This is a genomic window from Thermosynechococcus sp. JY1331 (assembly GCF_031583475.1).
In the GTDB taxonomy this organism is placed as follows: Bacteria; Cyanobacteriota; Cyanobacteriia; order Thermosynechococcales; family Thermosynechococcaceae; genus Thermosynechococcus.
On the sequence record NZ_CP134180.1, the window covers coordinates 948,650 to 974,769 of the forward strand.

26 protein-coding genes and 1 tRNA gene are annotated in these 26,120 nt (G+C 53.2%); 11 read left to right on the top strand and 16 right to left on the bottom strand.

The window, feature by feature from the left end:
• Positions 1–26 precede the first annotated feature (26 nt).
• The 5 genes from RHJ31_RS04490 to RHJ31_RS04505 all read left to right on the top strand — a co-directional run bounded on the left by RHJ31_RS04490 (position 27) and on the right by RHJ31_RS04505 (position 2,236).
• Positions 27–359: a YnfA family protein gene (locus tag RHJ31_RS04490; RefSeq protein ID WP_206201697.1), complete on the top strand. Its 333-nt coding sequence runs from the start codon at positions 27–29 to the stop codon at positions 357–359.
• Between the two features lie 261 nt (positions 360–620).
• The gene (locus tag RHJ31_RS13220; protein WP_399372920.1) at positions 621–974 is read left to right on the top strand and encodes a sodium-dependent bicarbonate transport family permease; all 354 of its coding nucleotides are present in this window, start codon (positions 621–623) and stop codon (positions 972–974) included.
• Between the two features lie 11 nt (positions 975–985).
• Positions 986–1,738 carry a sodium-dependent bicarbonate transport family permease gene (locus RHJ31_RS04495; RefSeq protein WP_399375682.1) on the top strand — a complete coding sequence of 251 codons (753 nt, stop codon included), beginning with the start codon at positions 986–988 and terminating at the stop codon, positions 1,736–1,738.
• 40 nt (positions 1,739–1,778) lie between these two features.
• Positions 1,779–2,111, top strand: coding sequence for a P-II family nitrogen regulator (locus tag RHJ31_RS04500; protein WP_181494899.1), 333 nt, complete (start codon positions 1,779–1,781; stop codon positions 2,109–2,111).
• 53 nt (positions 2,112–2,164) lie between these two features.
• A tRNA-Gly gene (locus RHJ31_RS04505) sits at positions 2,165–2,236 on the top strand.
• Between the two features lie 52 nt (positions 2,237–2,288).
• On the opposite strand, the gene uvrC is transcribed toward RHJ31_RS04505, so the two are convergent.
• The 11 genes from uvrC to RHJ31_RS04560 form a co-directional block, all read right to left on the bottom strand.
• Positions 2,289–4,175, bottom strand: a complete 1,887-nt coding sequence (uvrC, locus tag RHJ31_RS04510) for an excinuclease ABC subunit UvrC (RefSeq protein ID WP_302677523.1) — start codon at positions 4,173–4,175, stop codon at positions 2,289–2,291.
• Between the two features lie 13 nt (positions 4,176–4,188).
• Positions 4,189–5,964: a M61 family metallopeptidase gene (locus RHJ31_RS04515; protein ID WP_302677524.1), complete on the bottom strand. Its 1,776-nt coding sequence runs from the start codon at positions 5,962–5,964 to the stop codon at positions 4,189–4,191.
• Positions 5,965–5,994: 30 nt separating this feature from the next.
• On the bottom strand, positions 5,995–6,309 hold the full coding sequence (rpsJ, locus tag RHJ31_RS04520; RefSeq protein ID WP_149819531.1) for a 30S ribosomal protein S10: 315 nt from the start codon (positions 6,307–6,309) through the stop codon (positions 5,995–5,997).
• Positions 6,310–6,408: 99 nt separating this feature from the next.
• Entirely contained in the window at positions 6,409–7,638 is a 1,230-nt protein-coding gene (tuf, locus tag RHJ31_RS04525) for an elongation factor Tu (protein WP_149819529.1), read from the bottom strand.
• A 17-nt stretch (positions 7,639–7,655) separates the two neighbouring features.
• Positions 7,656–9,731 (bottom strand): elongation factor G, encoded by a 2,076-nt coding sequence (gene fusA / locus RHJ31_RS04530; protein WP_302677525.1) that lies wholly within the window; start codon positions 9,729–9,731, stop codon positions 7,656–7,658.
• 74 nt (positions 9,732–9,805) lie between these two features.
• The gene (gene rpsG, locus RHJ31_RS04535; protein ID WP_149819525.1) at positions 9,806–10,276 is read right to left on the bottom strand and encodes a 30S ribosomal protein S7; all 471 of its coding nucleotides are present in this window, start codon (positions 10,274–10,276) and stop codon (positions 9,806–9,808) included.
• A 71-nt stretch (positions 10,277–10,347) separates the two neighbouring features.
• The gene (rpsL, locus tag RHJ31_RS04540) at positions 10,348–10,752 is read right to left on the bottom strand and encodes a 30S ribosomal protein S12 (protein WP_149819523.1); all 405 of its coding nucleotides are present in this window, start codon (positions 10,750–10,752) and stop codon (positions 10,348–10,350) included.
• A gap of 56 nt (positions 10,753–10,808) precedes the next feature.
• On the bottom strand, positions 10,809–11,543 hold the full coding sequence (locus RHJ31_RS04545; RefSeq protein WP_302677526.1) for a 16S rRNA (uracil(1498)-N(3))-methyltransferase: 735 nt from the start codon (positions 11,541–11,543) through the stop codon (positions 10,809–10,811).
• 11 nt (positions 11,544–11,554) lie between these two features.
• Positions 11,555–13,045 carry a leucyl aminopeptidase gene (locus RHJ31_RS04550; protein WP_302677527.1) on the bottom strand — a complete coding sequence of 497 codons (1,491 nt, stop codon included), beginning with the start codon at positions 13,043–13,045 and terminating at the stop codon, positions 11,555–11,557.
• 55 nt (positions 13,046–13,100) lie between these two features.
• On the bottom strand, positions 13,101–13,520 hold the full coding sequence (locus RHJ31_RS04555) for a VOC family protein (protein ID WP_315862980.1): 420 nt from the start codon (positions 13,518–13,520) through the stop codon (positions 13,101–13,103).
• A gap of 9 nt (positions 13,521–13,529) precedes the next feature.
• Positions 13,530–14,816, bottom strand: coding sequence for an efflux RND transporter periplasmic adaptor subunit (locus RHJ31_RS04560; RefSeq protein ID WP_302677529.1), 1,287 nt, complete (start codon positions 14,814–14,816; stop codon positions 13,530–13,532).
• A gap of 145 nt (positions 14,817–14,961) precedes the next feature.
• On the opposite strand from RHJ31_RS04560, the gene RHJ31_RS04565 reads away from it, so the two are divergent.
• From RHJ31_RS04565 to RHJ31_RS04585, 5 genes are all read left to right on the top strand, one after another.
• On the top strand, positions 14,962–16,263 hold the full coding sequence (locus tag RHJ31_RS04565; protein ID WP_206200242.1) for a valine--pyruvate transaminase: 1,302 nt from the start codon (positions 14,962–14,964) through the stop codon (positions 16,261–16,263).
• Positions 16,264–16,299: 36 nt separating this feature from the next.
• The gene (locus RHJ31_RS04570; RefSeq protein WP_302677530.1) at positions 16,300–17,205 is read left to right on the top strand and encodes an Rpn family recombination-promoting nuclease/putative transposase; all 906 of its coding nucleotides are present in this window, start codon (positions 16,300–16,302) and stop codon (positions 17,203–17,205) included.
• Positions 17,206–17,208: 3 nt separating this feature from the next.
• Positions 17,209–18,174, top strand: a complete 966-nt coding sequence (locus RHJ31_RS04575) for an Rpn family recombination-promoting nuclease/putative transposase (protein ID WP_302677531.1) — start codon at positions 17,209–17,211, stop codon at positions 18,172–18,174.
• Positions 18,175–18,277: 103 nt separating this feature from the next.
• Complete coding sequence (locus tag RHJ31_RS04580) at positions 18,278–19,558, top strand: glutamyl-tRNA reductase (protein ID WP_149819508.1); 1,281 nt, start codon at positions 18,278–18,280, stop codon at positions 19,556–19,558.
• Between the two features lie 5 nt (positions 19,559–19,563).
• Entirely contained in the window at positions 19,564–19,938 is a 375-nt protein-coding gene (locus tag RHJ31_RS04585; protein WP_206200237.1) for a YraN family protein, read from the top strand.
• A gap of 5 nt (positions 19,939–19,943) precedes the next feature.
• Here the strand turns inward: RHJ31_RS04585 and RHJ31_RS04590 are convergent, their stop codons facing one another.
• The 5 genes from RHJ31_RS04590 to queC all read right to left on the bottom strand — a co-directional run bounded on the left by RHJ31_RS04590 (position 19,944) and on the right by queC (position 24,920).
• Positions 19,944–21,371, bottom strand: coding sequence for a mechanosensitive ion channel domain-containing protein (locus tag RHJ31_RS04590; RefSeq protein WP_302677532.1), 1,428 nt, complete (start codon positions 21,369–21,371; stop codon positions 19,944–19,946).
• Between the two features lie 125 nt (positions 21,372–21,496).
• Positions 21,497–21,796: a TMEM165/GDT1 family protein gene (locus RHJ31_RS04595; protein WP_206200235.1), complete on the bottom strand. Its 300-nt coding sequence runs from the start codon at positions 21,794–21,796 to the stop codon at positions 21,497–21,499.
• Between the two features lie 10 nt (positions 21,797–21,806).
• Positions 21,807–21,971 carry a hypothetical protein gene (locus RHJ31_RS04600; protein WP_011057571.1) on the bottom strand — a complete coding sequence of 55 codons (165 nt, stop codon included), beginning with the start codon at positions 21,969–21,971 and terminating at the stop codon, positions 21,807–21,809.
• A gap of 205 nt (positions 21,972–22,176) precedes the next feature.
• Positions 22,177–24,093 carry a molecular chaperone DnaK gene (gene dnaK / locus RHJ31_RS04605; RefSeq protein ID WP_302677534.1) on the bottom strand — a complete coding sequence of 639 codons (1,917 nt, stop codon included), beginning with the start codon at positions 24,091–24,093 and terminating at the stop codon, positions 22,177–22,179.
• A gap of 125 nt (positions 24,094–24,218) precedes the next feature.
• Entirely contained in the window at positions 24,219–24,920 is a 702-nt protein-coding gene (queC, locus tag RHJ31_RS04610) for a 7-cyano-7-deazaguanine synthase QueC (RefSeq protein WP_206200233.1), read from the bottom strand.
• Positions 24,921–25,063: 143 nt separating this feature from the next.
• Here queC and RHJ31_RS04615 point away from each other — a divergent pair, with 143 nt between their 5' ends.
• The gene (locus tag RHJ31_RS04615) at positions 25,064–26,098 is read left to right on the top strand and encodes a Gfo/Idh/MocA family protein (protein ID WP_149819497.1); all 1,035 of its coding nucleotides are present in this window, start codon (positions 25,064–25,066) and stop codon (positions 26,096–26,098) included.
• Positions 26,099–26,120: the final 22 nt, after the last annotated feature.

Consider the following 26,120-nt stretch of genomic DNA (forward strand, 5'->3'; position numbering starts at 1 on the left):
AGTGTATAGCAAGCACTGCGGCGATGATGAAAGTTGCAAAATCCCTACTTTACTTTCTGATCACAGGCCTCCTAGAGCTGGGGGGAGCCTATCTTGTCTGGCTGTGGCTACGGGAGCATAAAAGCATTGGGTATGCCTTAGCGGGGGCGATCGTCCTTTTTATGTATGGCATGGTACCGACGCTGCAACCTGCGCATTTCGGTCGTGTTCAGGCTGCCTATAGTGGCATTTTCCTGCTGGTGGTTCTGTTTTGGGGTTGGGGAATTGATAAGGTGCGCCCCGATAAGTTTGATTTGCTCGGTGCTGGGGTTGCCCTCCTAGGAACGCTGATTATCATGTACGCGCCAAGAAGCCATTGACAGCGTCGCGATCGCCCCAAGGTCACTCTATAAGCTGGGCTTATTTAATCTATTTGAAAGTAATGTTTATTAAATGTGTGTGTTGCTGAAGAATTTACTATAGAGTAAGGCAAGCAAATCAAAAAGCTTGAATAGATAAAAGACTATGTTTGCGCCGTTGACCAACGGATGCAGGGAGGGCGATCGCCCAAATAGTCTTCTATCAACTTCAACATCTACAGCCCCATGGATAGCCCCTGATAATTAAGGAGGAATAGTACTGTGGATTTTCTCGGTCAGTTTTTGCAAGATTTTGTCAAGCAATTACAGTCGCCTACCCTTGGCTTCTTGCTGGGGGGCATGGTCATTGCAGCGCTGGGCAGTCAACTTCAGATTCCCGATGCCATCTATAAGTTCATTATTTTTATGTTGCTAATGAAAGTCGGCCTCAGCGGTGGGATTGCGATTCGCAGTTCCAACCTACAGGAGATGCTCTTGCCAGCACTCTTTGCTGTGGCGATGGGGATTCTCATTGTATTTATTGGCCGTTATACCTTAGCAAAGCTTCCGAAGGTCAAAACCGTGGACGCGATCGCTACCGCAGGTTTATTTGGGGCTGTAAGTGGTTCGATGTGAGTGGTTCGACCATGGCAGCAGCACTAACGGCTCTGGAGGCGCAGAAAATTAGCTATGAACCTTGGGCAGCCGCACTGTATCCGTTCATGGATATTCCGGCTCTGGTGACAGCCATTGTCGTTGCCAGCATTTACCTCAAGAAAAAACAGGAGAAAAAGGCGCCGGCTGCCCTCAGTGCCGTTGGTGCCGATGCGGGTGCAGGGAGCGCCACAGGTTATGCCGGGAGCACGAGTGAGTACCGCAGTCAACAAAGCAAACGAGTCAGAATCTGGCCGATTGTCAAAGAAAGTCTGCAAGGGGCAGCCCTTTCGGCACTGCTGCTGGGCGTTGCCTTGGGCATCTTTACCCGTCCCGACAGTGTCTATGAGAGTTTTTACAACCCTCTGTTTCGCGGTTTACTCTCGGTGTTGATGCTCGTTATGGGGATGGAGGCTTGGTCACGCTTGGGTGAGTTGCGTAAAGTTGCTCAATGGTATGTGGTCTATGCCGTGGTGGCGCCCCTCGTTCATGGCCTGATTGCCTTTGGTTTGGGAATGATTGCCCACTATGTCACTGGCTTTAGCCTTGGGGGTGTGGTGATTCTAGCCGTGATTGCCTGCTCTAGTTCCGATATTTCTGGGCCGCCAACATTACGGGCAGGGATTCCCTCCGCTAACCCTTCCGCCTATATTGGTGCTTCCACCGCGATCGGGACTCCCATTGCCATTGGCCTAGGAATTCCGCTTTACCTTGGCCTTGCCCAAGCAGTCATGGGCGGCAGCTAGTGACCCAAACGCGCCAATTTCACTCAAGGAGGTACTCAGAATGGCCAAGCCAGCAAAGAAGCTCGTGATTGTGACCGAGAAGATTCTCTTGAAAAAAATTGCCCAAATCATTGATGAGGCTGGGGCGACTGGCTACACCGTGATGGAAACCGGCGGCAAAGGGAGTCGCAATGTGCGCTCCTCTGGTCAACCCAGCGTTTCCGATACCCAAGCCAATATCAAGTTTGAGGTACTCACCCAGACACGGGAAATGGCCGAAAAAATTGTGGATCGGGTGGCAGTCGAGTTTTTCAACGACTATGCAGGCATTGCTTACATCTACGATGCCGAAGTGTTGTACGCCCACAGCTTTTGTGGTCCTGAGGGCTGCTGAAATTTCTGGGGCTTGACAAGACGCCTCCTAATTTTTTAAGCTAAGAATCTGTTGCGGGTATAGCTCAGTGGTAGAGCGCAACCTTGCCAAGGTTGATGTCGCGCGTTCGAATCGCGTTACCCGCTTTTGAAATAGCAAGCGATCGCCCTCTTCTTTTGAAAAGCACTTAGCTCTTTGCTAATCGGTATCAGCATGAAAATAGCGGTAAATTTTTTCCGCTAGACGGGGGCCGACCCCATGTACCTGCGCCAACTGTTCGGGCGTGGCCATGCGGATGTAGTCAATGGAACGAAAGGTGGCGAAGAGTTCCTTTTGGCGTTGATAGCCCAAGCCGGGAATTTGGTCGAGGTGCGATCGCCGTTGGCGTTGGGCGCGTTTTTGACGGTGGAAGTTCAGGGCAAAGCGGTGAGCCTCATCGCGGACGCGGCGTAGCAATTGCACCCCCGGTTGCTCTGGATCGGTCGGCAGAGGCTGGCGGTGGTGGGGTAGGAAAATCTCCTCCCGCTGTTTGGCCAAGCTGAGGAGGGTGAGATCTCCTAGGAGCGGCTCCAAGACCTGAACTACGGCGGACAGTTGCCCCTTGCCGCCATCAATGAGGACAATATCTGGCCAGTCATCAGCCTCTGGAGGGTCACCCTTGCCCTCAAGATAGGGGGCAAAGCGGCGGCGGAGAATCTCGGCAAGACTGGCAAAGTCGTCGGAGTGGCCAAGTTTTACTTCAGGGTTGCGGATGTTGTAGTGGCGATAGTGCTGCTTGGCGGGCAAGCCATCAATAAAGACAACCCGTGAGGCCACGGCGTCAGACCCTTGAATGTGGGAAATGTCGTAGCCCTCAATGCGGTGGGGCAGGGTGTCAAGGCCAAGGAGTTGGGCTAAGTCTTCAAGAGCCATTTGGGTGCGATCGCTGGCCTGTTGAATGCGTGCCAATTCTAATTCTGCATTGCGTTGCACCATGGCAATGAGTTCTGCTTTTGCCTGCCGCTGGGGGACGGTGAGGGTGACGGCGCGGCCTTTCTTTTCGCTCAAGTAGGTACGCAGCAGATCCGCCTCGGGGAGGGGATGTTGCAGCAAAATTTCACTGGGAATTTCTACATCATCCACTTGGGCATAGTGTTCTTCAAGCACCCGCTGCAAAATCGTGCCCACACTGCCACTTTGAGCATCGGCAACGAAGGCCAAGCGTCCCACCAAGCGACCCGCACGAATTTGAAAGAGTTGAATGGCAGCATGGCGATCGCCGAGGGCAAGGGCAATGGCATCCCGTGACACCGTATCGTCCGGCAAGGACACCTTTTGATCCACTCCTAAATGCTCAAGGCCACGAATTTGATCCCGTAGTCGTGCCGCCAGTTCAAAATTCAGATCCGCCGCCGCTTGCGCCATTTGTGCTTGGAGCTGTGCCACGAGTTCCCCTGTGCGTCCCTGAAAGATCATGGCCACCTTGTGCAGCGTTTGCCGATACTCCTGCAGTGAAATCAGCCCTTGGCAGACCCCCGGACAGCGACCAATATCGTAGTTGAGGCAAGGGCGATCCTTAAAGAGGGGGCGGGGACGTTGCCGCAGCGGAAAAAGCCGCTTCACAAGGGCAAGGGTTTGACGCAGGCGAAAGCTATCGACATAGGGGCCATAGTAGCGATCCTTGGGGGAATCACTGCGAGTATCGCCGACATTACCCAATTGGCGTTTGCGGGTAATGAAAATGCGGGGGTAGGGTTCTGACCACGTAATACAGACGTAGGGATATTTCTTGTCATCCTTGAGGAGAACGTTGAAGTGGGGCTGATGCTGCTTGATTAAATTGGCTTCGAGGGCAAGGGCCTCGGCTTCCGTATCGGTGACGATGAATTCAATGTCCGCCACCTGATAGACCATTAATTCAAGGCGCGGCCCCAGTTGGGCTGGCTCACGAAAATAGGAGCGCACCCGCGATCGCAGGCGTTTGGACTTGCCAATGTAGAGAATTTGATCCGTCTTGTCCTTGAAAAAATAAACGCCGGGAGTCAAGGGCAGTTGCCGCAAGATCTGTTCCAAGCGATCGCGATCCTGAATCAAGGGCTGAAGCATGCTGCCACCTCCCCTAGAGCTTTGCCGCTGTGGCTCCTAACCAAGCCTCCAAATGTGCCCGCTGACTCGGCGTGGCATCGGCACGGCACTGCACCTGATAGCGGGGCTGAGGGTCTCCCAACATCAATGTTCCTGAGTACAATTGCTGATCATGGAACCATGTCAAGTGAATCGTCTCTCCCACTGGGTATTCCCGCAATCGCTCTGACCAGTCCTCCGCCTTGACGCGCCACCCATTGAGGGCAATGATTTCATCCCCAGCCACCAAGCCTGCCTGTTCAGCCGGGGAGTTCCGCAGCACTGCCTTGATTTGCAGAGCGCCGTGTTCCTGCTTGAACTGAAGTCCCGTATAGGGCAGCGCGTCTTGGGGCACCAGTTCCAAACCCACTTTAGCCAACCACTCCTGAAGGGGGAGTTCTACGGTTCCTTCAATGAATTGCTCGCGCCATGTGCCAAGGTTTTCATCGGCAACGGTTTCAATCGTTTCCCACAGCTCATCGGGGGTATAGCCCTGACCTGTCTCGCAATACTGCTGCCACAACCACCGCAGGACATCGAGGAGCGATCGCTGGTGATTAAAATTCAGGCGAATCCGCAAATCCAGCAACAGTGCCACCAACTCCCCTTTGAGGTAGTAGGACATCTGCGAATTGATGCTATTTTCGTCAGGGCGATAGAGCTTAATCCAAGCATCAAAACTAGCAGCACTCAGGGATTGCACCCAACGACCGGGGGTATGTAGGTAGCGATTGAGGCTTTCGCTCAGTAGTTTAAGATAGGCCTCTGCATCAAAGCATCCTGCCCATAGGGGAATCAGTTGATCGAAATAACTGGTCACTCCCTCTGCAAACCAAAGGCTGGTGGTGTAATTCTCACTGTCGTAGTCAAAGACCTCGAAGGCTTGGGGCCGAATCCGCTTGACATTCCAGAGGTGGAAAAACTCATGGGCCACTAAACAGAGGAAGCGGCGATACTGCTCCGCTTGCTGAAAGCCAAAGCGATGGAAGATCAACGAGCAGCTATTGAGATGCTCCAGACCGCCGTAGCCCTTGTGGGTAAGGTGCAAAATAAAGACATAGCGATCGTAGGGCAGGCCGCCAAAGAGACTTGCCTCGGTGGCAATGATCCGCTGCATATCGGCGATCGCCCGCTGCGGCTCAAAATTGCCCTTGCCCCACACCGCCAATTCATGGGGTTTACCGTCCACCTCAAAGGCATAAACAGGGTGGGTACCCACCTCAAAGGGGCTATCCACCAGCAGATCGTAATTTGCTGCCCAAAAGGTGAAGCCATCCTCGCCAAAGGGTTCAAGCGGAGTCGTCACCCGCCAGTCCGGCGGTGCCACAATTGTTACTGTTAGGGGCTGATCGCGATATTCTGGCACATAGAGGCAGACCGCTGCCGGATTGAAGTAGGCATGGCTGCTATCAAAGTGGTTTGTGCGTACCGAGAGTTCATGGGCATAGATGGCATAGCGCACTTCCAGTTCTTGACCGGGGGTGCAAGCCACCTGCCACTGATTTTTACAACACTTCCACCACTCAAGAGGAGTGCCGTCAGCGGCCGTTACCGTAAAGTCCTGAAGATGCCGCGCATATTCGCGCACAAGGTAGGAACCCGGCGTCCACACCGGTAAGTGCAGATCAAGAACATCGGTTTGCGGTGCCGTTAGCCGCAGCGTTACCCATAAAAGATGCGTGTGCCCCTGCTGGCAGTTGATTCTGTAGGCCATGGCAGGGGGCTGAAGAGAAGACTCAGAGGGGGAAGGATGAATGATCGTATGCGTCATACCCCTCAGTGTAGTGAACTTTGGCGACGCTTACAATTTCACTTCAATATCTACGCCCGCCGGCAAGTCCAACTTCATCAGGGCATCAATCGTTTTCGGTGAAGGTTGGTAAATGTCGAGTATGCGACGGTGGGTACGGGTTTCAAAATGCTCCCGTGAGTCCTTGTCCACGTGGGGCGATCGCAGAACGCAGTAAATTCGACGGCGAGTGGGTAGGGGAATTGGGCCAACGGGGGAAGCGCCGGTTCTTTTTGCAGTATCGACAATGCGATCGCAGGAAGTATCGAGCAAGCGATGATCAAAGGCCTTAAGGCGAATACGAATTTTCTGTTGTAGAGCAGCCATAGGAATCTTCCTTACTTGTCAAGGTTCAGAGACAATCCGACAAAATTCAGACAAAAAAGGCCGCCAACACCACAGAAAGGCTAGCGGCCATAAGATCAACTACTTCAGGATTTTGGAGACAACACCCGCACCAATCGTCCGGCCACCTTCACGGATGGCAAAGCGCATCCCCTGCTCAATAGCAATGGGCTGGATCAGTTCCACGGTCATTTTGATGCGGTCACCAGGCATCACCATTTCAGCGGCGCTACCATCATCAGCGGTGAAGGAGGTAATCGTACCGGTCACATCGGTGGTACGCACATAGAACTGCGGACGGTAACCAGCAAAGAAGGGGGTTTTACGGCCACCCTCTTTTTCAGTGAGCACGTACACTTCACCCTCAAATTGGGTGTGGGGCGTAATGGAGCCGGGTTTGGCAATCACCATTCCCCGTTCCACATCCTCTTTTTTCAGACCGCGCAGGAGCAAACCAGCGTTGTCACCGGCAATCCCCTCTTCGAGGCTCTTCTTGAACATTTCAATACCGGTGACCGTCGTTGTGCGAGTTTCCCGCAGACCCACGAGTTCAACCGTTTCGTTGAGCTTAATGCGACCCCGCTCAATCCGACCCGTGGCCACGGTACCCCGACCGGTGATGGAGAACACGTCTTCTACAGCCATCAAGAAGGGCTTATCCACATCCCGCTCAGGGGTAGGAATGTAGTTATCCACGGCATCCATTAGCTCGTAGATTTTATCGACCCACTCATTTTCACCGCGTTGGGTTTTCGGGTTGGCGGTCATGGCTTCAAGGGCTTTTAGACCCGAACCACGGATGATGGGCACTTCGTCACCGGGGAATTCATATTCGCTGAGGAGTTCCCGCAGTTCCAGTTCCACCAGCTCCAGCAGTTCTTCGTCGTCCACCATGTCCACTTTGTTCAGGAAGACAACAATGCTGGGCACCCCCACCTGACGAGCCAAGAGAATGTGCTCTTTGGTTTGGGGCATCGCACCATCAGTAGCGGCCACCACGAGAATAGCACCGTCCATTTGGGCGGCACCCGTGATCATGTTTTTCACATAGTCAGCGTGGCCGGGGCAATCCACGTGGGCATAGTGACGTTTTTCAGTCTCATACTCCACGTGAGCCGTGTTGATGGTAATCCCACGGGCTTTTTCCTCAGGGGCAGCATCAATTTCATCGTATTTGCGAGCTTGGGCTTTCCCTTGGGCAGCCAATGTCATGGTGATGGCTGCGGTCAGTGTGGTTTTACCGTGGTCAACGTGACCAATCGTACCGATGTTAACGTGGGGTTTGGTTCGTTCAAATTTAGCGCGTGCCATGTTGTTCCTCGTATAGACTATGCGTTCCCTTTATTTTTGGCAATGATCGCCTCAGCCACATTACGGGGGACTTCCTCGTAATGGCTAAATTCCATCGAGAAAATTCCCCGACCTTGGGTATTCGAGCGAATGTCAGTGGCATAACCAAACATCCGTTCGAGAGGGACTTTTGCCGTCACTTTGGCAATGCCATTTTCCACGGTTTGTCCCTCAATTTGACCGCGACGGGAAATGAGGTCTCCCATCACTGTCCCAAGGAATTCTTCTGGAACCTCGACCTCGACCTTCATCATTGGCTCCAGCAGCACCGGATTGGCTTTCATTACTGCCTCTTTAATGGCCATGGAGCCAGCAATTTTGAAGGCCATCTCTGAGGAGTCAACCTCGTGGTAGGAGCCATCCACTAATGTGACCTTGAGGTCAATCACTGGGTACCCTGCCAAAATCCCCGATTCACAGGCTTCCTTCATCCCCTGCTCAGCAGGTGGAATGTACTCTTTGGGGACGACACCACCAACAATTTTGGAGACAAATTCAAACCCAGTACCGGGTTCGGCAGGCTCTACTTCAATCACAACGTGACCATACTGGCCTTTACCGCCACTTTGACGGATAAACTTGCCTTCGGCACGGACGGGTTTGCGAATCGTTTCGCGGTAGGCCACTTGGGGTTGGCCAATATTGGCTTCCACTTTGAACTCCCGCTGCATCCGATCCACAAGGATCTCGAGGTGCAGTTCCCCCATCCCCGCAATCACGGTTTGGTTGGTTTCAGGATCAACGCTGACGCGGAAGGTGGGGTCTTCCTCAGAGAGGGCTTGCAGGGCTTTGGAGAGTTTTTCCATGTCCTGCTTGGTTTTGGGTTCCACAGCCACGGAAATCACTGGCTCTGGAATGTACAGCGATTCAAGAATCACGGGCGAGCTTTCATCGCAGAGGGTATCCCCCGTGAAGGTTTCCTTCAGACCCAAGGCAGCTCCTAAATCGCCGGCTCGCAGTTCATCTACTTCAATCCGCTCATCGGCTTTGAGCACAATCAAACGAGAAATGCGCTCTTTCTTGCCCTTAGTGGCATTGAGGACATAGCTGCCTTTTTTGAGAACACCAGAATAAACGCGCACGAAGGTGAGGCGGCCATAGGGATCCGACATGATTTTGAAGGCTAATGCCGCTAGGGGTTGATCATCGTCGGCAGCCCGCTCTACCTCTGTGCCATCGGGCAGATGACCTTTAATCGCTGGAATGTCAATGGGCGCTGGCAGATAGTCCACCACGGCATCAAGGAGCAATTGCACGCCTTTATTTTTGAAGGCGGAGCCACAGAGCATCGGCACAATGGTGCCAGCGATCGTCCCTTTGCGTAGGGCGGCGCGGATTTCCTCTTCTGTGAGTTCTTCCCCCTCAAAGTATTTTTCCATGAGGGTATCATCGGTTTCGGCAACTGCCTCGATGAGCTTGGTGCGATACGCTTCCGCCAGTTCAGTCATCTCGGCAGGAATTTCAGTGTCTTCGATTTCCTTGCCAAGGTCGTCTTTGTAGATTTTGGCGCGCATCCGCACCAGATCAACGATGCCTTTGAACTGATCTTCAGCACCAATGGGCAACTGAATCGGCACAGCATTTGCCCGCAGGCGATCGCGAATCTGGTCATAGACTTTGTAGAAGTTTGCCCCAGTGCGATCCATCTTGTTGACAAAGACGATGCGCGGGACGCTGTAGCGATCGGCTTGCCGCCACACGGTTTCTGACTGGGGTTGCACACCACCGACGGAGCAGAATACCGCAATCACCCCATCGAGAACCCGCATGGAGCGCTCCACCTCAATCGTGAAGTCCACGTGGCCGGGAGTGTCAATAATATTGATCTGGTGGTCTTTCCAAGAGGTGCTGATGGCGGCGGCTGTAATGGTGATGCCCCGCTCCCGCTCCTGTTCCATCCAGTCGGTAACCGTGGTACCCTCGTGCACTTCGCCAATTTTGTGCACCACACCGGAATAGAAAAGAATACGTTCAGTTGTGGTTGTTTTACCCGCATCAATGTGAGCGGCAATCCCGATGTTTCGCACTCGCTCTAGCGGGGTCGTCCGTGCCACAGCTACCTCCTTGTTTGTTGCATTACGTTAGAATTCTTAAATAATTGTATCCAACTCTTGAACCGTGTGACGGTTTAGTAGCGATAGTGGGCAAAGGCCTTGTTGGCTTCTGCCATTTTGTGGGTTTCTTCCCGTTTACGAATGGTGCTGCCGGTTTCGTTGGCGGCATCCATCAATTCATTGGCCAGCTTGGCGGACATCGAACGACCGGCTCGTTTGCGGGAAAATTGCACTAACCAGCGCAAAGCCAAGGCGACGCCGCGATCGGGACGAACTTCCATCGGCACTTGGTAGGTGGCACCCCCCACACGGCGGGCTTTCACTTCCACTAGGGGCGTTGCATTTTTTACTGCACGCTCAAAAATTTGCAGAGCATCCTCGCCGGTGCGCTCCTGTACGGTTTTCATCGCGTCATAGACAATGCGGCTGGCAAGGGATTTTTTGCCATTGAGCATAATCCGCTGGATTAACATATTCACCAGCACGTTGTTATAGACGGGATCAGGGGCAGTAGGCCGTTTTTGAGCGCGAGTGCGACGAGACATAGGTGTTTGCTGTTTGCTCTAGTGAAGTTCAAGATTTCAAGGGTGGACTCAAGGAGATAGGAGAACGGAAATTATTTCTTCTTGCCGGTAGCAGCAGCCTCACCGGGTTTGGGACGCTTGGCACCATACTTGGAGCGACCTTGTTTACGGTCTTTGACGCCAGCGGTATCCAACGTGCCACGGATAATGTGGTAGCGCACACCGGGCAAATCTTTAACCCGACCGCCGCGAATCATGACTACAGAGTGCTCCTGCAAGTTGTGGCCAATTCCCGGAATATAGGCGGTGACCTCAAAGCCAGAGGTGAGACGTACCCGTGCCACTTTGCGCAGGGCAGAATTGGGCTTTTTGGGGGTTGTGGTATAGACCCGTGTGCATACCCCACGCCGTTGGGGGCAGCTTTTGAGGGCAGGAGATTTTGTTTTCTTTTTCAACAGTTCCCGCTCTTGGCGGATCAGTTGCTGGATGGTGGGCATTGCTGCTTACGTTAATTTCACCGAACTTCTAGTGTATCGAGGTAGCCGTGGCGTTGTCAATGCTGTTGTGCCGTTGCGCAGTGCCTCTCAGTGTAATGGCTCACTAAGGTCAGGCTGGCGATCGCGGCGGTGACGGCTCTCAGGGTACGCCGCCCCAAGGAAAATGCTTGCCAACCAGCGGCCAAAACTTGCTCCACTTCTGAGGCTGTCCATCCCCCCTCGGGTCCGATCGCCAGATAAATTGGCTGAGATAGATTCATTTGGGGCAAGCAGTCCCACAGGACCTGTGAGGCATTCAAACTGGCAATGTAGCCCTTGGGGGTGAGGCTGACCATTTCGGCAACCGAGAGGGGATCGCTGAGGGTGGGGACATAAAGACGCTCACTTTGCTCGGCAGCTTCTTGGAGAATGCGTTGCCAACGCTGGTATTTATTGGCACTGGGTTGCAGGAGCGATCGCGCTGTTTGAATCGGAATAATACGCTTGACCCCCAATTCCGTTGCCTGTTGCAGCACTTGCTCAAAGTTTGCCACCTTCAGTAGAGCTAGACAGAGAATAATTTCTACACTGAGCTCCGTCTCTTGCTTTTCAGCTTCCAATAATTCGACAGTCTGCCCATTCACACCAAGCGTGCCCCGCCATCGCTGTCCTTGGCCATCCAAAATCGAGATGACATCGTTATCTTTTAAGCGCAGGACATGACAAAGATAGTGGGCTTGCTCAGGAGTGAGCCACACCTGTCGGTCTTGGATTTGTGAGGGTGAGACGACTAACCGCTGGGGCGATCGCATTCAATTTCTATCTAACTGAGACTGCATAGCCACTCCACCAATGTGCGCACAGGGTAGCCTGTCCCACAGGGATTATTGTAGCCATCCTCTTTTTCTGTCCAGACAGGGCCAGCAATGTCAAGGTGTGCCCAAGGGGTGTGATCGACAAATTGCTGAAGGAATAGGGCGGCGGTAATTGATCCGGCCGATCGCGGACCGGTGTTTTTCATATCGGCCACTTGGGACTTCATACCCTCAAAGTATTTATTTTCAAGGGGCATTTGCCAAAACTTTTCACCGGAGCGATCGCTGGCCTTTTGCAGAGCTTGCGCCAATTCTGAATTGTTGCTCCAAAGACCGGCAATATTATCCCCTAAGGCAACAATACAGGCACCGGTCAGCGTTGCCAAATCAACAATGGCATCTACGCCTAGTTTTTCGGCATAGACCAGGGCATCGGCAAGGGTGAGGCGGCCTTCAGCATCGGTGTTGTTGACCTCGATGGTTTTGCCGTTGGAGGCGGTGAGAATATCCCCCGGATGCAGGGCACGGCCACTAATCATGTTCTCGGTGGCGGCAATAATAAAGTGAACTTCAATGCCAGCGGGTTTGAGTTGACCGATGACCTTGGCCGTTCCCAAAACGGCTGCGGCTCCCCCCATGTCCATTTTCATGGTTTCAATGCCCCCTTGGGTCTTGAGATTGAGGCCACCGGAATCAAACGTTAACCCCTTGCCAATGAGGGCAATTTTCTTCTGGACGTTGCCGGGGGGAGTGTACGTAAGGTGAATAAATTTTGGCGGTAGATCAGATGCCTGGGCCACTCCCAAAAAGGCGCCCATACCAAGGGCAGCACACTCATCGCGCTCCAAAATTTTTGCGGTCAAGCCATAGGTGGCTGCCAGTTGCTGAGCCGTTTCCGCAAGGGTCACTGGGGTCACTTCATTGGCTGGGGCATTCACCAGTTCGCGCGCCAGAATCACGCCCTCATAGATCTGCTGAGCACGGGTCAAGGCCGCCGTTTGCTCGCCCAAACCCAACAGGGTCACGGATTCAGGGTAGGGCAGGAGTTTACGGGCATCTGGATCCGTCTTGAAGCGGACATCACTGTGGAGGGCAAGGAGAACCCCTTCCGCAATGGCTTGGGCAGCATCCCTTGCCTCGAGGGTCTCATGGGGCAGTGCCATGCCTAATGTTTTTGCACGTTCACGGCGAGCCGTACGGGCAATGGTCGCAGCAGTGCGGCGCAGGGTCTCTAGGTTAAAGTCATCGCGATTCCCCAAGCCCACAAGGAGAAGCTTTTTAATGGGGAAGTTGGGCAATAGGCGCATCAGAAGGGAGGTACCGGACTTGCCTTGAAATTCCCCTTCGTTGATCAGTTCCTGCAATAGACCGTTGAGGCGTTGATCAAGGGTCGTGTAGGGGTCGGTGAGGGTGAGGGTGCCTTCCGTTTGAAAGACGGCGATCGCCAGTAAGTCCCCCGACCAGTCGGGAATGGCTGTAGTAATTGTTTGCAGTTGCATGCCTATCTACGACCCAAAAATCTCTCAACCCCCTTATTTTATCGGGGTTTAGGCCTCAGCAGGAACCCAGACACTGCAAAAATTCAAGGGGCAAGCCATCGCAGTCACGCATAAAGGCGACGTGATAGAGGTGCGACCCAATCACTTGCTGGGTGGGCTTCAGCAGTAGCTCAAAGGGTAAATTCTGTGCCTTCAACGTTTGCGCCACCTGATTGAGCCATGTTTCAAGGGGGTCAGGATGGTTACTGAGATCAAAGGAAAGATGGTAGTAGCCAACATAGTGCTCATCGTGAAAAGGGTCAGCAGCAGGGTGGGGTTCAGGGACTTGCAGAAGTTCAAGGCGGGTGTGCCAGCCCTTGAGCCAACAGGCAAGGGTATAGCCCGTGGTAAAGCGGACATCCATCGTGAAGCCTAGGCATTCATAGAAGGCGATCGCCCGCTGAATATTGGCGGTGCGGATGGAAACGTGGTGCAAGCCCATAGACTACTCCTGTTTTGGCCGCAGCCGTTCCGGAAAATCAATAAAGACCCGCTCACCCGCCCTCAGGCCGCTGATAATTTGTGTTTGATCTTGCCAGCTACTGCCAATGGTGACGGGGCGGAATTTTGGCTGATTGTCTTCACCCACAACATAAACACCCGTTTGACCGCGCTCAACGGCAATGGCCACCGTCGGCACCAGCAGGGCATTGTTAATTTTTTGTCCCAGAAAATCTAAGTCCACATTCATCCCAGAACGCAGCTTCTGCAACCCAGTAACAAGGGAGACCCGCACTTGAAAGAAGGTGACATTTTGCTCCACCACCGCTTCGGGTGCCACTAAGCGTACTCGTCCTTCAAAGGTTTCCCCCGGATAGGCATCGGCACGGATTTCAACAGGTTGCCCCACAAGCACTTGGCCAATGTCCACTTCTGGGACTTCGGCAAGAATTTCTAGGCCTTGGGCAATGGCCACAATTGAGGTGGAAGTGGCAGAGGTCGTGGCAGAGGCGGTGGTGGTGGGTGTCACAAAGGCTCCCGGATTGGCGTACTTCTGGGTAATAATCCCCGTAAAAGGAGCGCGAATCACTGTATCTTCGAGGGCAGCACGGGCGGCTTGGACTTGGGCTTGGGCAGCAGCCACGGCCGCTTCCGCTTGACGGATCTCTTCAGTGCGGGAACCCCGCTGTAATAGTTGCAGGCGCTTTTGAGCTTCATTCAGGTTGGCGATCGCGCTATCCCGGTTTGCCTTTAGTTCATCAAGGGTATCGCGGGGAATCGCACCCTCAGCCGCGAGCCATTCATTGCGTTTCAGGCGTTCTTCTGCCAATTGAGCACGGGTGGCGGCTGCTCGCACTTGGGCTTCGGCTTGGGCAATTTCCTCGGCACGGTTACCGGCAACCACGCGATCGCGACGGGCAATGGCATCGGCGAGGTTGGCTTGGGCTTGAGCCAGTTGCGCCTGTTCATCGCGGTTATCCATACGGGCAATGATTTGACCCGCCTTGACCCGATCGCCCTGCTCGACGTAGAGTTCGGCGAGAAGACCTGCCCGTTTTGGACTGATATTGACGGTTTGCACAGGCACCACTTTGCCCGTGGCAGCAATGCGAGCGACTAAATCGCGACTGTCTTGAACGGGTACGGTGTAGCGATCTAAATCAAGGGGCGTTTGGCGCGATCGCCACAGCAGTAGGCCACCACTGCCAATCAAACCAGCAGCAATCACCCCAATCACGAGCGATCGCCAAGGGGAAGAAGGTTTACCAACAAAGGGGATAAACGCTGCCATGAATGCCTTACAGTTCTTGGCCTATTCTAACGTTATGTTACAGTGACCCACCGAATAGCAGCATTGACCGTATCTATTGGTTCCATCTGTCCCTCAATAGAAGCGCAGATGCTATCCTAACCAATACTGTCTATGTCCTTTGCCTATGAATCCTGCACTCTCCCAGATTGGCCAGCAAATGTCCCAACTGACGGGAGTTCGGGCAATCATGAAGGATATTATTGAGACGTTGCGCCTGAATCGCGGTCAAGACCTGATTAACCTGAGTGCAGGTAATCCCCTCATTGTCCCTGAGGTGGAGCAACTATGGCGCGACTGTACCCACGAGCTAATGGCCAGCCCAGAATTTGGCCAAGTGGTCTGCCGCTACGGCACAAGCCAAGGGTATGAACCGCTAATTGCTGCCGTTGTCGATGATTTTAATCGCCGCTATGGTTTGAACCTGACGGAGCGCAATGTCCTTGTCACCCCCGGCAGTCAGGCCATCTACTTCTTTGCTGCCAATGCTTTTGGGGGCTTTAGCGCCAACGGTGAATTAAAGAAAGTCGTTCTCCCCTTGAGTCCAGAATATACGGGTTATGGTGGCGTCAGCTTTACCCCTGATACCGTTGTTGCCTATCGTCCGCGCCTTGAGATTTTTGAAGCGGATCACACCTTTAAGTATCGTCCCGACTTTCAACAACTCCACATTGATGAGACGACTGGATGCGTCATCTTCTCTCGTCCCTGCAATCCGACGGGAAATGTGCTCACGGATGTCGAGGTGCGGCAAATTGCTGATCTCGCTGTCCCCTATGGCGTTCCAGTGTTGATTGATGCTGCCTATGGCCCCCCCTATCCCAGCTTGAACTTTACGGAACTAGCACCCGTTTTTGGCGGCAATATTGTCCACTGCCTCAGCCTCTCAAAAGCAGGACTGCCGGGGGAGCGGGTGGGGATTGCCATTGGCGATCGCGAGATTTTGAGTGTTCTCGAAGCCTTTCAAACCAATGCCTGTATTCATGCCTCGCGCTACGGTCAGGCGATCGCGGCCTTAGCCATTGCCAATGGTGCCCTAGCCGAAGTATCCGTCAATGTCATTCGTCCCTTTTATCAGCGCAAGTTGACAGTTCTCGAAGAAACCCTACGAACTGCTTTGCCCAACGACCTTCCTTGGTTTTTGCATCGCGGTGAGGGGGCGATTTTCGCGTGGCTATGGCTACGGGATTTACCCATGACAGATTGGGAATTATATCAACACCTGAAGCGAGCAGGGGTGATTGTGGTTCCCGGCAGCTCCTTTTTCCCCGGCTTGACCGAGCCGTGGCGCCACAAACAGGAGTGCCTGCGTATTAGTCTTACTGCCAGTGATGAGGAAATTGCCCTTGGCATGCAACGACTAGCCGCCACCATTACACAGGTGTATCAAGAGTTCCCTAGCCGCTCCTATTCTGATGTCCTCGCTTAAGCCCTCCTTCATGGGTGAGTACTTCCTCATTTCTCAATGCGCCGTGACTCCCTCTTTTACCAACTGTTTGCCCAGCTGCCCCAGACACTGTTTGACCTTTTGGGAATCAATCCCCCGCAGGGCTACCGCTTTGACTCTGTGGAGCTGAAGCAAACGGCCTTTCGCATTGATGGCGTCTTTCTGCCTCCTGACCCCTCAGGAACCGTCTATTTCTGTGAAGTTCAGTTTCAGCGCGATAACACCCTCTACGAACGTCTCTTTGCTGAGATTTTTCTCTATCTGCGCCTGTACCGCCAAACTTTCTCTGATTGGCAAGCGGTGGTCATTTATCCCCATCGCCAAGCCGAACAAGTTTCCTTTGAACCCTATGACGTGTTGGTCAAGAGCGATCGCCTGCGGCGGGTGTATTTGAATGAACTGGGGTCACCAGCGGAATTGCCCTTGAGCCTTGCCCTGATGCAGTTGATGGTGGTACCAGAGGCAGAGATGCCCAGAGTCGCCCGATTACTTGCCCAGCGCAGCCAGACCGAAAGAGCGCCAAACTTGGAAGCCATAATAGAGTTAATCACTACCATTGTGCTGTACAAGTTCACCAAGCTGAGTCGGGAGGAGGTGCTGCGCATGCTGGGGTTTACGACGGAGGAGCTGAAGCGGACACGGTTTTACCAAGAGGTCTATGCCGAGGCACAAGAGGAAGGGCTACAACGGGGCTTACGGCAGGGATTACAACAGGGATTACAGCAGGGATTACAGCAGGGATTACAGCAGGGAGAGGTACTTGTTGTCTTGCGGCAGTTAAGACGGCGGTTTGGCGATTTACCAACTAGTCTTGAAGAGCGCATTCGCCAGCTCCCTCCCCATCAGATTGAAGCGTTGGCAGAAGCTCTCCTTGACTTCACTGACCTTGAACACGTCTCTGCGTGGCTAGAGCGCTCCACCTAGCCCATGCGCCGTGACTCCCTCTTTTACCAGCTGTTTGCCCAGCTGCCCCAGACACTGTTTGACCTTTTGGGAATCAATCCCCCGCAGGGCTACCGCTTTGACTCTGTGGAGCTGAAGCAAACGGCCTTTCGCATTGATGGCGTCTTTCTGCCTCCTGACCCCTCAGGAACCGTCTATTTCTGTGAAGTTCAGTTTCAGCGCGATAACACCCTCTACGAACGTCTCTTTGCTGAGATTTTTCTCTATCTGCGCCTGTACCGCCAAACTTTCTCTGATTGGCAAGCGGTGGTCATTTATCCCCATCGCCAAGCCGAACAAGTTTCCTTTGAACCCTATGACGTGTTGGTCAAGAGCGATCGCCTGCGGCGGGTGTATTTGAATGAACTGGGGTCACCAGCGGAATTGCCCTTGAGCCTTGCCCTGATGCAGTTGATGGTGGTACCAGAGGCAGAGATGCCCAGAGTCGCCCGATTACTTGCCCAGCGCAGCCAGACCGAAAGAGCGCCAAACTTGGAAGCCATAATAGAGTTAATCACTACCATTGTGCTGTACAAGTTCACCAAGCTGAGTCGGGAGGAGGTGCTGCGCATGCTGGGGTTTACGACGGAGGAGCTGAAGCGGACACGGTTTTACCAAGAGGTCTATGCCGAGGCACAAGAGGAAGGGTTACAACGGGGCTTACGGCAGGGATTGGAGCAAGGATTACAGCAAGGACTGCAACAAGGACTGCAACAAGGACTGCAACAAGGACTGCAACAAGGATTGCAACAGGGATTGCAACAGGGATTACAGCAGGGAGAAGCACTGGTTGTTTTGCGCTTCCTCAGGCGACGGTTTGGGGATTTACCGGCTGACCTTGAAGCAGCAATTCGCCAACTCCCATCCACCCAGATTGAGACTTTGGCAGAGGCACTCCTTGACTTTGCGACCCTGGAAGACCTGAGGGACTGGCTCAGGAATCTCGGTTAGGGAGAATCCTCCTTTAGTAAAGACTTGCAAACAAGCGTGAAGGAGGCTCAAGAATCCTGATACAACAATTGATGGAGTTGCAGCCGAACGTCAACCGATTCCTATGAATATTGCTGTCATTGGCTTGAGTCACAAAACCGCCCCTGTGGATGTGCGCGAAAAATTGAGTGTGCCAGAGGATGTGCGGGAGCGGGCACTGCAACATCTATGCGGCTACGCCCATATTCAGGAAGCGACCATCCTTAGCACCTGTAACCGCTTAGAAATTTACATTGTTACTAGTGACACTGAGGTAGGCGTGCGGGAAGTGCATCAGTTTCTCAGTGAGTGGAGTCATATTCCCCTGCCCCAACTGCGTCCCTACCTCTTTATCCTGCTGCATCAGGATGCGGTGATGCACCTCATGCGGGTGGCTTCGGGTCTGGATAGCTTGGTGATTGGCGAGGGGCAAATTCTCTCCCAAGTGAAGCGCTGTCATCAGTTAGGGCAGCAGTACAAGTCCATTGGGTCTATTCTCAATCGCCTCTTTACGGGGGCGATCGCGGCCGGTAAACGGGTACGCACAGAAACCAGCATTGGGACGGGGGCGGTCTCCATTAGCTCAGCGGCGGTGGAACTCGCCGACCTGCGGTTGCAAAATCTCCAGAACTGCCGCATTGCCATTGTCGGTGCGGGCAAAATGTCCCGCTTGGTGGTGCAACACCTGATTGCCCGAGGGGTGAAAGAAATGAGCATTATCAACCGCTCCTTGGAACGGGCACAGGAACTGGCGCAGCAGTTTCCCGAAGTACGCTTTGAACTCTTTACGATGACAGATCTACTGCCGATTGTGGCAGCAATGGATTTGGTCTTTACGGGTACAGCAGCGACACAACCCCTCTTGGATCGCGAGAATTTAGGGTCAGTGCTCACGGGCGATCGCCCCCTATCAATCATTGATATTTCCGTGCCCCGCAATGTCCATGCCAACGTGACGGAATTGGCCTCCGTACAACTGTTTAATGTGGATGATCTCGAAGCAGTCGTCGCCCAAAACCAAGAGGCGCGACGCCAATTGGCTCAAGAGGCCGAGGGTATCCTTGAGGAAGAATTAGAGACCTTTTTGGCTTGGTGGCACGCCCTAGAAACGATTCCCACCATCCGCAGTCTGCGCCAAAAAATGGAAGCGATCCGTACCCAAGAGCTGGAAAAAGCCCTCTCCCGCTTAGGCAGTGAGTTTGGTGATAAGCACCAAGGGGTCATTGAAGCAATGACGCGCACGATTATTAACAAGATTCTCCATGATCCAACAGTGCAACTGCAATCACAGCGGGATTTAGAAAGTCGTCAACGCGCTATGCAGACCCTCCAAGACTTGTTTAATCTCGAACCCATTGAAGCCTAGGGCCTATGCGCCACGTGGGCGATCGCGGGGAAGCGGTAGTTGTCGCGTGGCTACAAACCCAGCAGTGTCAAATTTTGGCTCAGAACTGGTCTTGCCCTTGGGGTGAGCTGGATATTGTTGCCTGTGATCCGCGGGGGGTGGTGCGCTTTGTCGAAGTGAAAACCCGCCGTTCCCGCAACTGGGATTGTGATGGCCTCGGTGCGATTTCCCCTAGCAAGCAACGCAAACTCATTTTGGCCGCCCAAGCCTTCCTAGAACGTCAGCCCCAGTGGCAGGATCATCCCTGTCGTTTCGATGTGGCCTTGGTGCGATACCAAGCAGGTACCTATCGGCTGCATCAATACTTGGAGCACGCATTTACGCTGGACGCCACCGATTGAGCACTTTACCAACTCAGCAGTTTTTGCAGGCGATCGCGAATCCAGTTAATCGGACGACTTTGATCCGACCCTTGGCGACTCAGTTGCTGAAGCTCCTGTTGATGTTGCGCCAGCACATCCTGACGGCGGGCGATCGCCACCGCAATATCATCGGCAAGGGAAGGATGTTCTTTTAGCAACTGTTCAAATCCCTCCCGTGGTAGGACAAACAAGACCGTATCCGTCATTGCCATCATCGTTGCTGGGCAGGCCACCCCCAGCATCAGTGGTAGCTCGCCAAAGTGCTCCCCCGGATTAAACGTCATCATTGGCTTGAGTTCACCATTCTCCTCATAGACCGCCGCCATCTGCCCCTGCAATACGATGTAGAAGTTACTGATTGCCTCCTGAGCACGGAACAAAATTTCCTTCGCTGCCAAGTGCTTGCGGTAGCCCGATTCGATGAGAAAGCGTAATTGCAAGTCATTCATGCACTGAAAATAGCTCACCTGCTGAAGCAGCGACTTTAAAGAGGGCGTTGCCGGTGCCAAGGGCATGCCTACCGTTTCGGCTGGCTCACTGAGGGGAGAGAGCGCTGGCGCATTGCGGATCCAGATGTCCCGTTGCGGGAAAGGAATCGAGATATTATGCTGCCGAAAGTAATAATCAATCTTGAAATTGAGACTGCTCTTGATGAACACTCGCCGCTCAATGGCATCCGTCCATACCCAGAGTTCAAACTTAAGGGCAGAATCGCCAAATTCACGGAAAATCACCCGAGGGGCTGGCTCCCTGAGGACATCTGGTTCAGAATGCGCAATATTGAGCAAGACTTCCGTCACCAAAACTGGATCTGTCCCATAGGCCACCCCAATGGCAATATCAATACGACCGCGATGGGTTTCGTAGTACCAATTCAGCACCGGACTATCGGCAAGGTAGGTATTGGGCACCACCACATTTGAACCGTTAAAGGTTTGAATCACCGTGGCTCGCATCGAGACTTCCTGAACGTAGCCGCTGATGTTTTCAATTTCCACAAAGTCACCGACACGCACTTTGCGCTCAATCAGGAGCGTCAGGCCACTGATGAGATTGCGGGTGACATCCTGCAAACCAAAACCAATCCCCACCCCCAAGCCACCAATAATCACCGCTAGGGAATCGAGATTAATCCCCACTGCTTGCAAAACAATAATGTAGCCCAGTGCTCCCCCGGCACCACTCATCACAGTGGAAATGGCCTCACGGTTGCCTAAATCCAAACCAAGGCGCGGTAGGAGTTGATTTTTCAGCACCCCCTTGAAAAAGCGCGCCAAAATGGCAACGAGGATGAGCAACAGCACCACTTGAAACAGCCAACGCAGGGAAATCGTTTCCCGCCCAAGGCGAAACAACGGTGCATCGGCAATACTAACGAACGATGACCACAGTTCAATGACTTGGGATGGCATTCTCCACGGTCTCCTCAGGGGTTCACCAACTTAGACAGTGCCTAAGCTAACCCCCTCACTTTAGCAGGGGGCGATCGTCAACTGAAGGAACTTTCTCGCGCCATTAAGTGGCGATATTTTGGTCATCAAAGGCTTGGGTGCAGCATATCCCACAATAGCCAAAGGGCGATCGCCAAGAGACTACCACCCGTCAGTGTTTGTAATCGCTGTTCCGAGAGGTACTGTGATAGCCAGCGACCAATCAATACCCCAATCAAACTAGTGGTTACTAAGGCCAAAGCTGCTCCCAAAAACACCAACCAAGGGGAGGCAGCGCGGGCAGCCATGAAAAATACAGCAATTTGAGTTTTATCGGCAAATTCAGCCAAAAAAACGGTTAAAAACGCAACCCCGAACTCTCGCCATGGCAACGCGCGCTTAATCACCGACTGCCCTCTAGGCGTCCGTCATTTCCTCAACCGTCTCGGTGGTTTTCGTCTCTGGGCGATTCTCCGTATTTAGGCGGCGGCTGTAGCGACCCGAAGAACGCTTGCGAAACTTGCGAGCATAGGCTTGGTTACGAAGAGCTTTTTCTTTCTTGGGATTGCGGCGTTTGGCCATGCTTACCTCAATGGTGGGGTGGTCTCAGCACTCAACAAAAATTAAGGACAGAAACTTTATTCTATCGGAATTTCTCCCCTAGCACAAGAAGCCTGTGATCGAAAAAACTGTGACTATACCCCCTCACAAAAATGAGAAACCCCCTAAGCTTTCACCTAGGGGGAGGAGGAGTCTTGTTCTGGCAGAAAGTTGCGAATTTAAGGGACTACTTGGTTTCCGAAAACTCAGCGTCAATCACTTCGTCACCACCACCACTGCTACCGCTGCTGCTGGAGCCAGTTCCATCACTGGACTGCGCACTTTGATAAACACTGGAGCCGACGCTGTAGAGGGTTTGTTGCAGATCCTGCATCAGCGATTTCACCCGTTCAAAATTAATGGATTCAATGGGTTTTTTCTCGGCTTCAGTGCCGATTTCCGAGCGCAGGTTAGCAATGAGGGCGGTGAGGCGGTCTTTATCGCTGGTGGAGACTTTATCCCCCAACTCACTCAACTGTTTCTCCGCTTGGTAGCAGAGTTGTTCCGCTTGGTTTTTGGTCTCGATTTTCTCGCGTTTCGCTTTATCAGCAGCGGCATTCATTTCCGCTTCGCGCACCATGCGCTCCACTTCATCCTTAGGCAGCGTTGAGGCGCCGGTGATGCTAATGGACTGCTGTTTGCCAGTGCCTTTGTCGCGAGCAGTGACGTTGAGGATACCGTTGGCATCAATATCAAACGTGACTTCGATTTGGGGCACACCGCGGGGTGCCGGCGGAATGCCATCCAAACGGAAGGTACCGAGGCTCTTGTTATCGGCGGCCATTTCCCGCTCCCCTTGCAGGACGTGGATCTCCACATTGGTTTGACCATCAACCGCAGTAGAGAAGACCTCGGATTTTTTCGTCGGGATCGTGGTGTTGCGGGGAATAATTTTCGTCATCACGCCGCCAAGGGTTTCCACCCCCAAAGACAGCGGTGTGACATCAAGGAGAAGAATGTCTTTCACTTCCCCTGCCAGCACCCCAGCTTGAATAGCGGCACCCACGGCCACGACTTCATCGGGGTTCACAGTCTGGTTGGGGTCTTTGCCCAATAGCCGTTTGACCAGCTCTTGGATGGCGGGAATGCGGGTAGAGCCACCCACCAGTACCACTTCGTCAATTTGATCTTTGCTGAGTTTGGCATCCCTGAGGGCTTGCTCAACGGGTACGCGACAACGGTCAATGAGGTCAGAGCAGAGTTCCTCAAATTTGGCGCGGGTGAGCGTCATGTCGAGGTGCTTAGGCCCATCCTGCGTTGCAGTAATGAAGGGCAGGTTAATTTCCGTTTGCATGACGCTGGAAAGTTCAATCTTGGCTTTTTCTGCCGCTTCTGTCAGCCGTTGCAGCGCCTGTTTGTCTTTGCGCAGGTCAATGCCTTCTTGGGCACGGAAGGATTCAGCCAAGTAGTCCACAATTTTCTTGTCAAAGTCGTCACCACCAAGGTGGGTGTCCCCGGAGGTGGCGAGCACTTCAAAAACGCCATCACCGACTTCAAGGATGGACACGTCAAAGGTACCACCGCCAAGGTCAAAGACAAGGATGGTTTCATTGGCTTTTTTATCTAGGCCATAGGCCAAGGAAGCGGCGGTGGGTTCGTTGATGATCCGCAGCACTTCAAGACCGGCAATTTTGCCAGCGTCTTTGGTAGCTTGGCGCTGCGAGTCGTTGAAGTAGGCCGGCACAGTAATCACCGCTTGGGTGACTTCCTCGCCAAGGTATTTGCTGGCATCCTCTTTTAGTTTGCGCAGGACTTGAGCAGAAATTTCTTCGGGGGCAAACTGTTTGCCAAGGGCGGGGCAATCCAGCTTGACGTTGCCATTGACGTTCAAAACTTTGTAGGAGACCTCGGTGGCTTCGTGGGTCACCTCATCAAAGCGACGGCCAATAAAGCGCTTCACAGAATAGAAAGTATTTTCGGGGTTCATCACTGCTTGCCGTTTGGCAATTTGACCCACGAGGCGATCGCCATTTTTGGTGTAGGCAACAACGGAGGGCGTTGTCCGAAACCCTTCAGCATTGGCAATAACCGTGGGCTTGCCCCCTTCCATGACGGCCACACAGGAGTTGGTGGTCCCCAGATCAATTCCGACAACTTTTGCCATAGCGACGAAAACTCCCTTTGCAGGCTAACTTCGATGCGGGGCACAGCACCCATATTGGGCTTAACCCTCTCTCCTTCCTATAGTGCGATCGCTCCCGCTCTCTGCAAAAGGGGGATTTACCGAACCTACACAGGGTGGTCAGCCGCGTAGGGCAAAGGATCCACAAGCCCTAATTCGGCAAAGGCCGCTAAACGCAATCGACAGGCATCGCAGCGGCCACAGGCCTGTTGGCCATCGCTGTAGCAAGACCAAGTTTTTTCCCAAGGAACGCCGTACTCATTCCCCAGACGAATGATGTCTTTTTTGTGGAGTTCAATGAGGGGGGTGACAATTTCAATGGGCTGGCCTTCGCGCCCCTGCTTGGTACCCAAGCGATAGACCTCCTGCATTGCAGCAATATAATCAGGCCGACAGTCGGGATAGCCAGAGTAATCGAGGGCATTGACGCCAATATGAACCGTTTGCGCCCCTAGGGCTTCGGCATAGGCAAGGGCAACACTCAAGAAAATCGTATTGCGGGCGGGGACATAGGTAATGGGAATCTCTTGGCTCATGGTAGCCAGATCGCGATCGCGAGGCAAGTCAATCGTTAAATCAGTCAAGGCAGAGCCGCCCCACAACTGCAAATTCAAGGAGACCATTTGATGCTGAATCACGCCGGCGGCGGTGGCAATGGCGATCGCGGCTTCTAATTCGCGCCGATGGCGCTGCCCATAGTCAAAGGAAAGGGCATAGCAAGCATAACCCAGTGCCTTGGCACGAAATAACACCGTGCTGGAGTCTAACCCCCCTGAGAGCAACACGACGGCCTTTGGTGTCGTCATCATAGCTGTCTATCAAAACCTTTACATTTGGCAATGCTGTGGTAGCATCTTTCTGAAAATGTTCATTCTGTGAGTTGCTACTTACGGCGGGCGATCGCCAACACCAAGCCCTTCCCCGGTTGCGTAGAGGAGTGAAATAACTAGACATGAGTTCTGCCGTCCGTCCCCAGCCCGAACCACTGCGCATTGGCGTTATCGGTGTTGGCAACATGGGTCAGCACCATACCCGTGTTTTGAGTTTACTCAAAGATGTCGAACTTGTGGGCATTTCTGACGTGAATCTGGAGCGGGGCATTGATACCGCTAGCAAATATCGGGTGAAATTTTTTGAAAACTATGTGGATTTACTGCCCCACGTTGAGGCGGTGTGTATTGCCGTGCCCACCCGTCTCCACCATGAAGTGGGCATTACCTGCTTGCGCCACGGGGTACATGTCTTGGTGGAAAAACCGATTGCCGCCAGTATTAGCGAAGCAGAATCGCTCGTCAACGCAGCAGCGGAGTGCCAGTGCATCCTCCAAGTCGGACATATTGAGCGCTTTAACCCTGCATTTCAAGAACTGAGCAAAGTTCTGCGCACTGAGGAAATCCTTGCCCTTGAAGCCGATCGCATGAGTCCCTACTCCGATCGCGCTAATGATGTCTCAGTGGTTCTCGACTTAATGATCCACGATATTGACTTGCTATTGGAACTCACCAATTCCCCTGTGGTGCGCCTAACGGCCGCCGGCAGTCGCTCTGCCAACTCTGGGTATCTGGACTACGTGACCGCCACATTGGGCTTTGCCAACGGCATTATTGCCACCCTCACAGCCAGTAAAGTCACCCACCGCAAACAACGACGCATTGCTGCCCACTGCAAAAATTCCCTCACGGAGGCCGATTTCCTGAAAAACGAGATTCTCATTCACCGCAAAACCACCGCATCGTGCAGTGCCGATCATGGCCAAGTTCTCTACCGCCAAGACGGTCTCATTGAGAAGGTCTATACGAGCAATATTGAACCCCTCCATGCCGAGTTGGAGCACTTCGTCAACTGTGTTCGTGGTGGTCAACCTCCCTCGGTGGGTGGAGAGCAGGCACTCAAAGCGTTGCGCTTGGCCAGTCTCATTGAGCAGTTAGCCCTTGATGGCCACAGTTGGGGACAGTTGGATGCTTCCTTGGCGGCACTGATTCGTTAGCACGCATCGCCCTCGTTTCCTT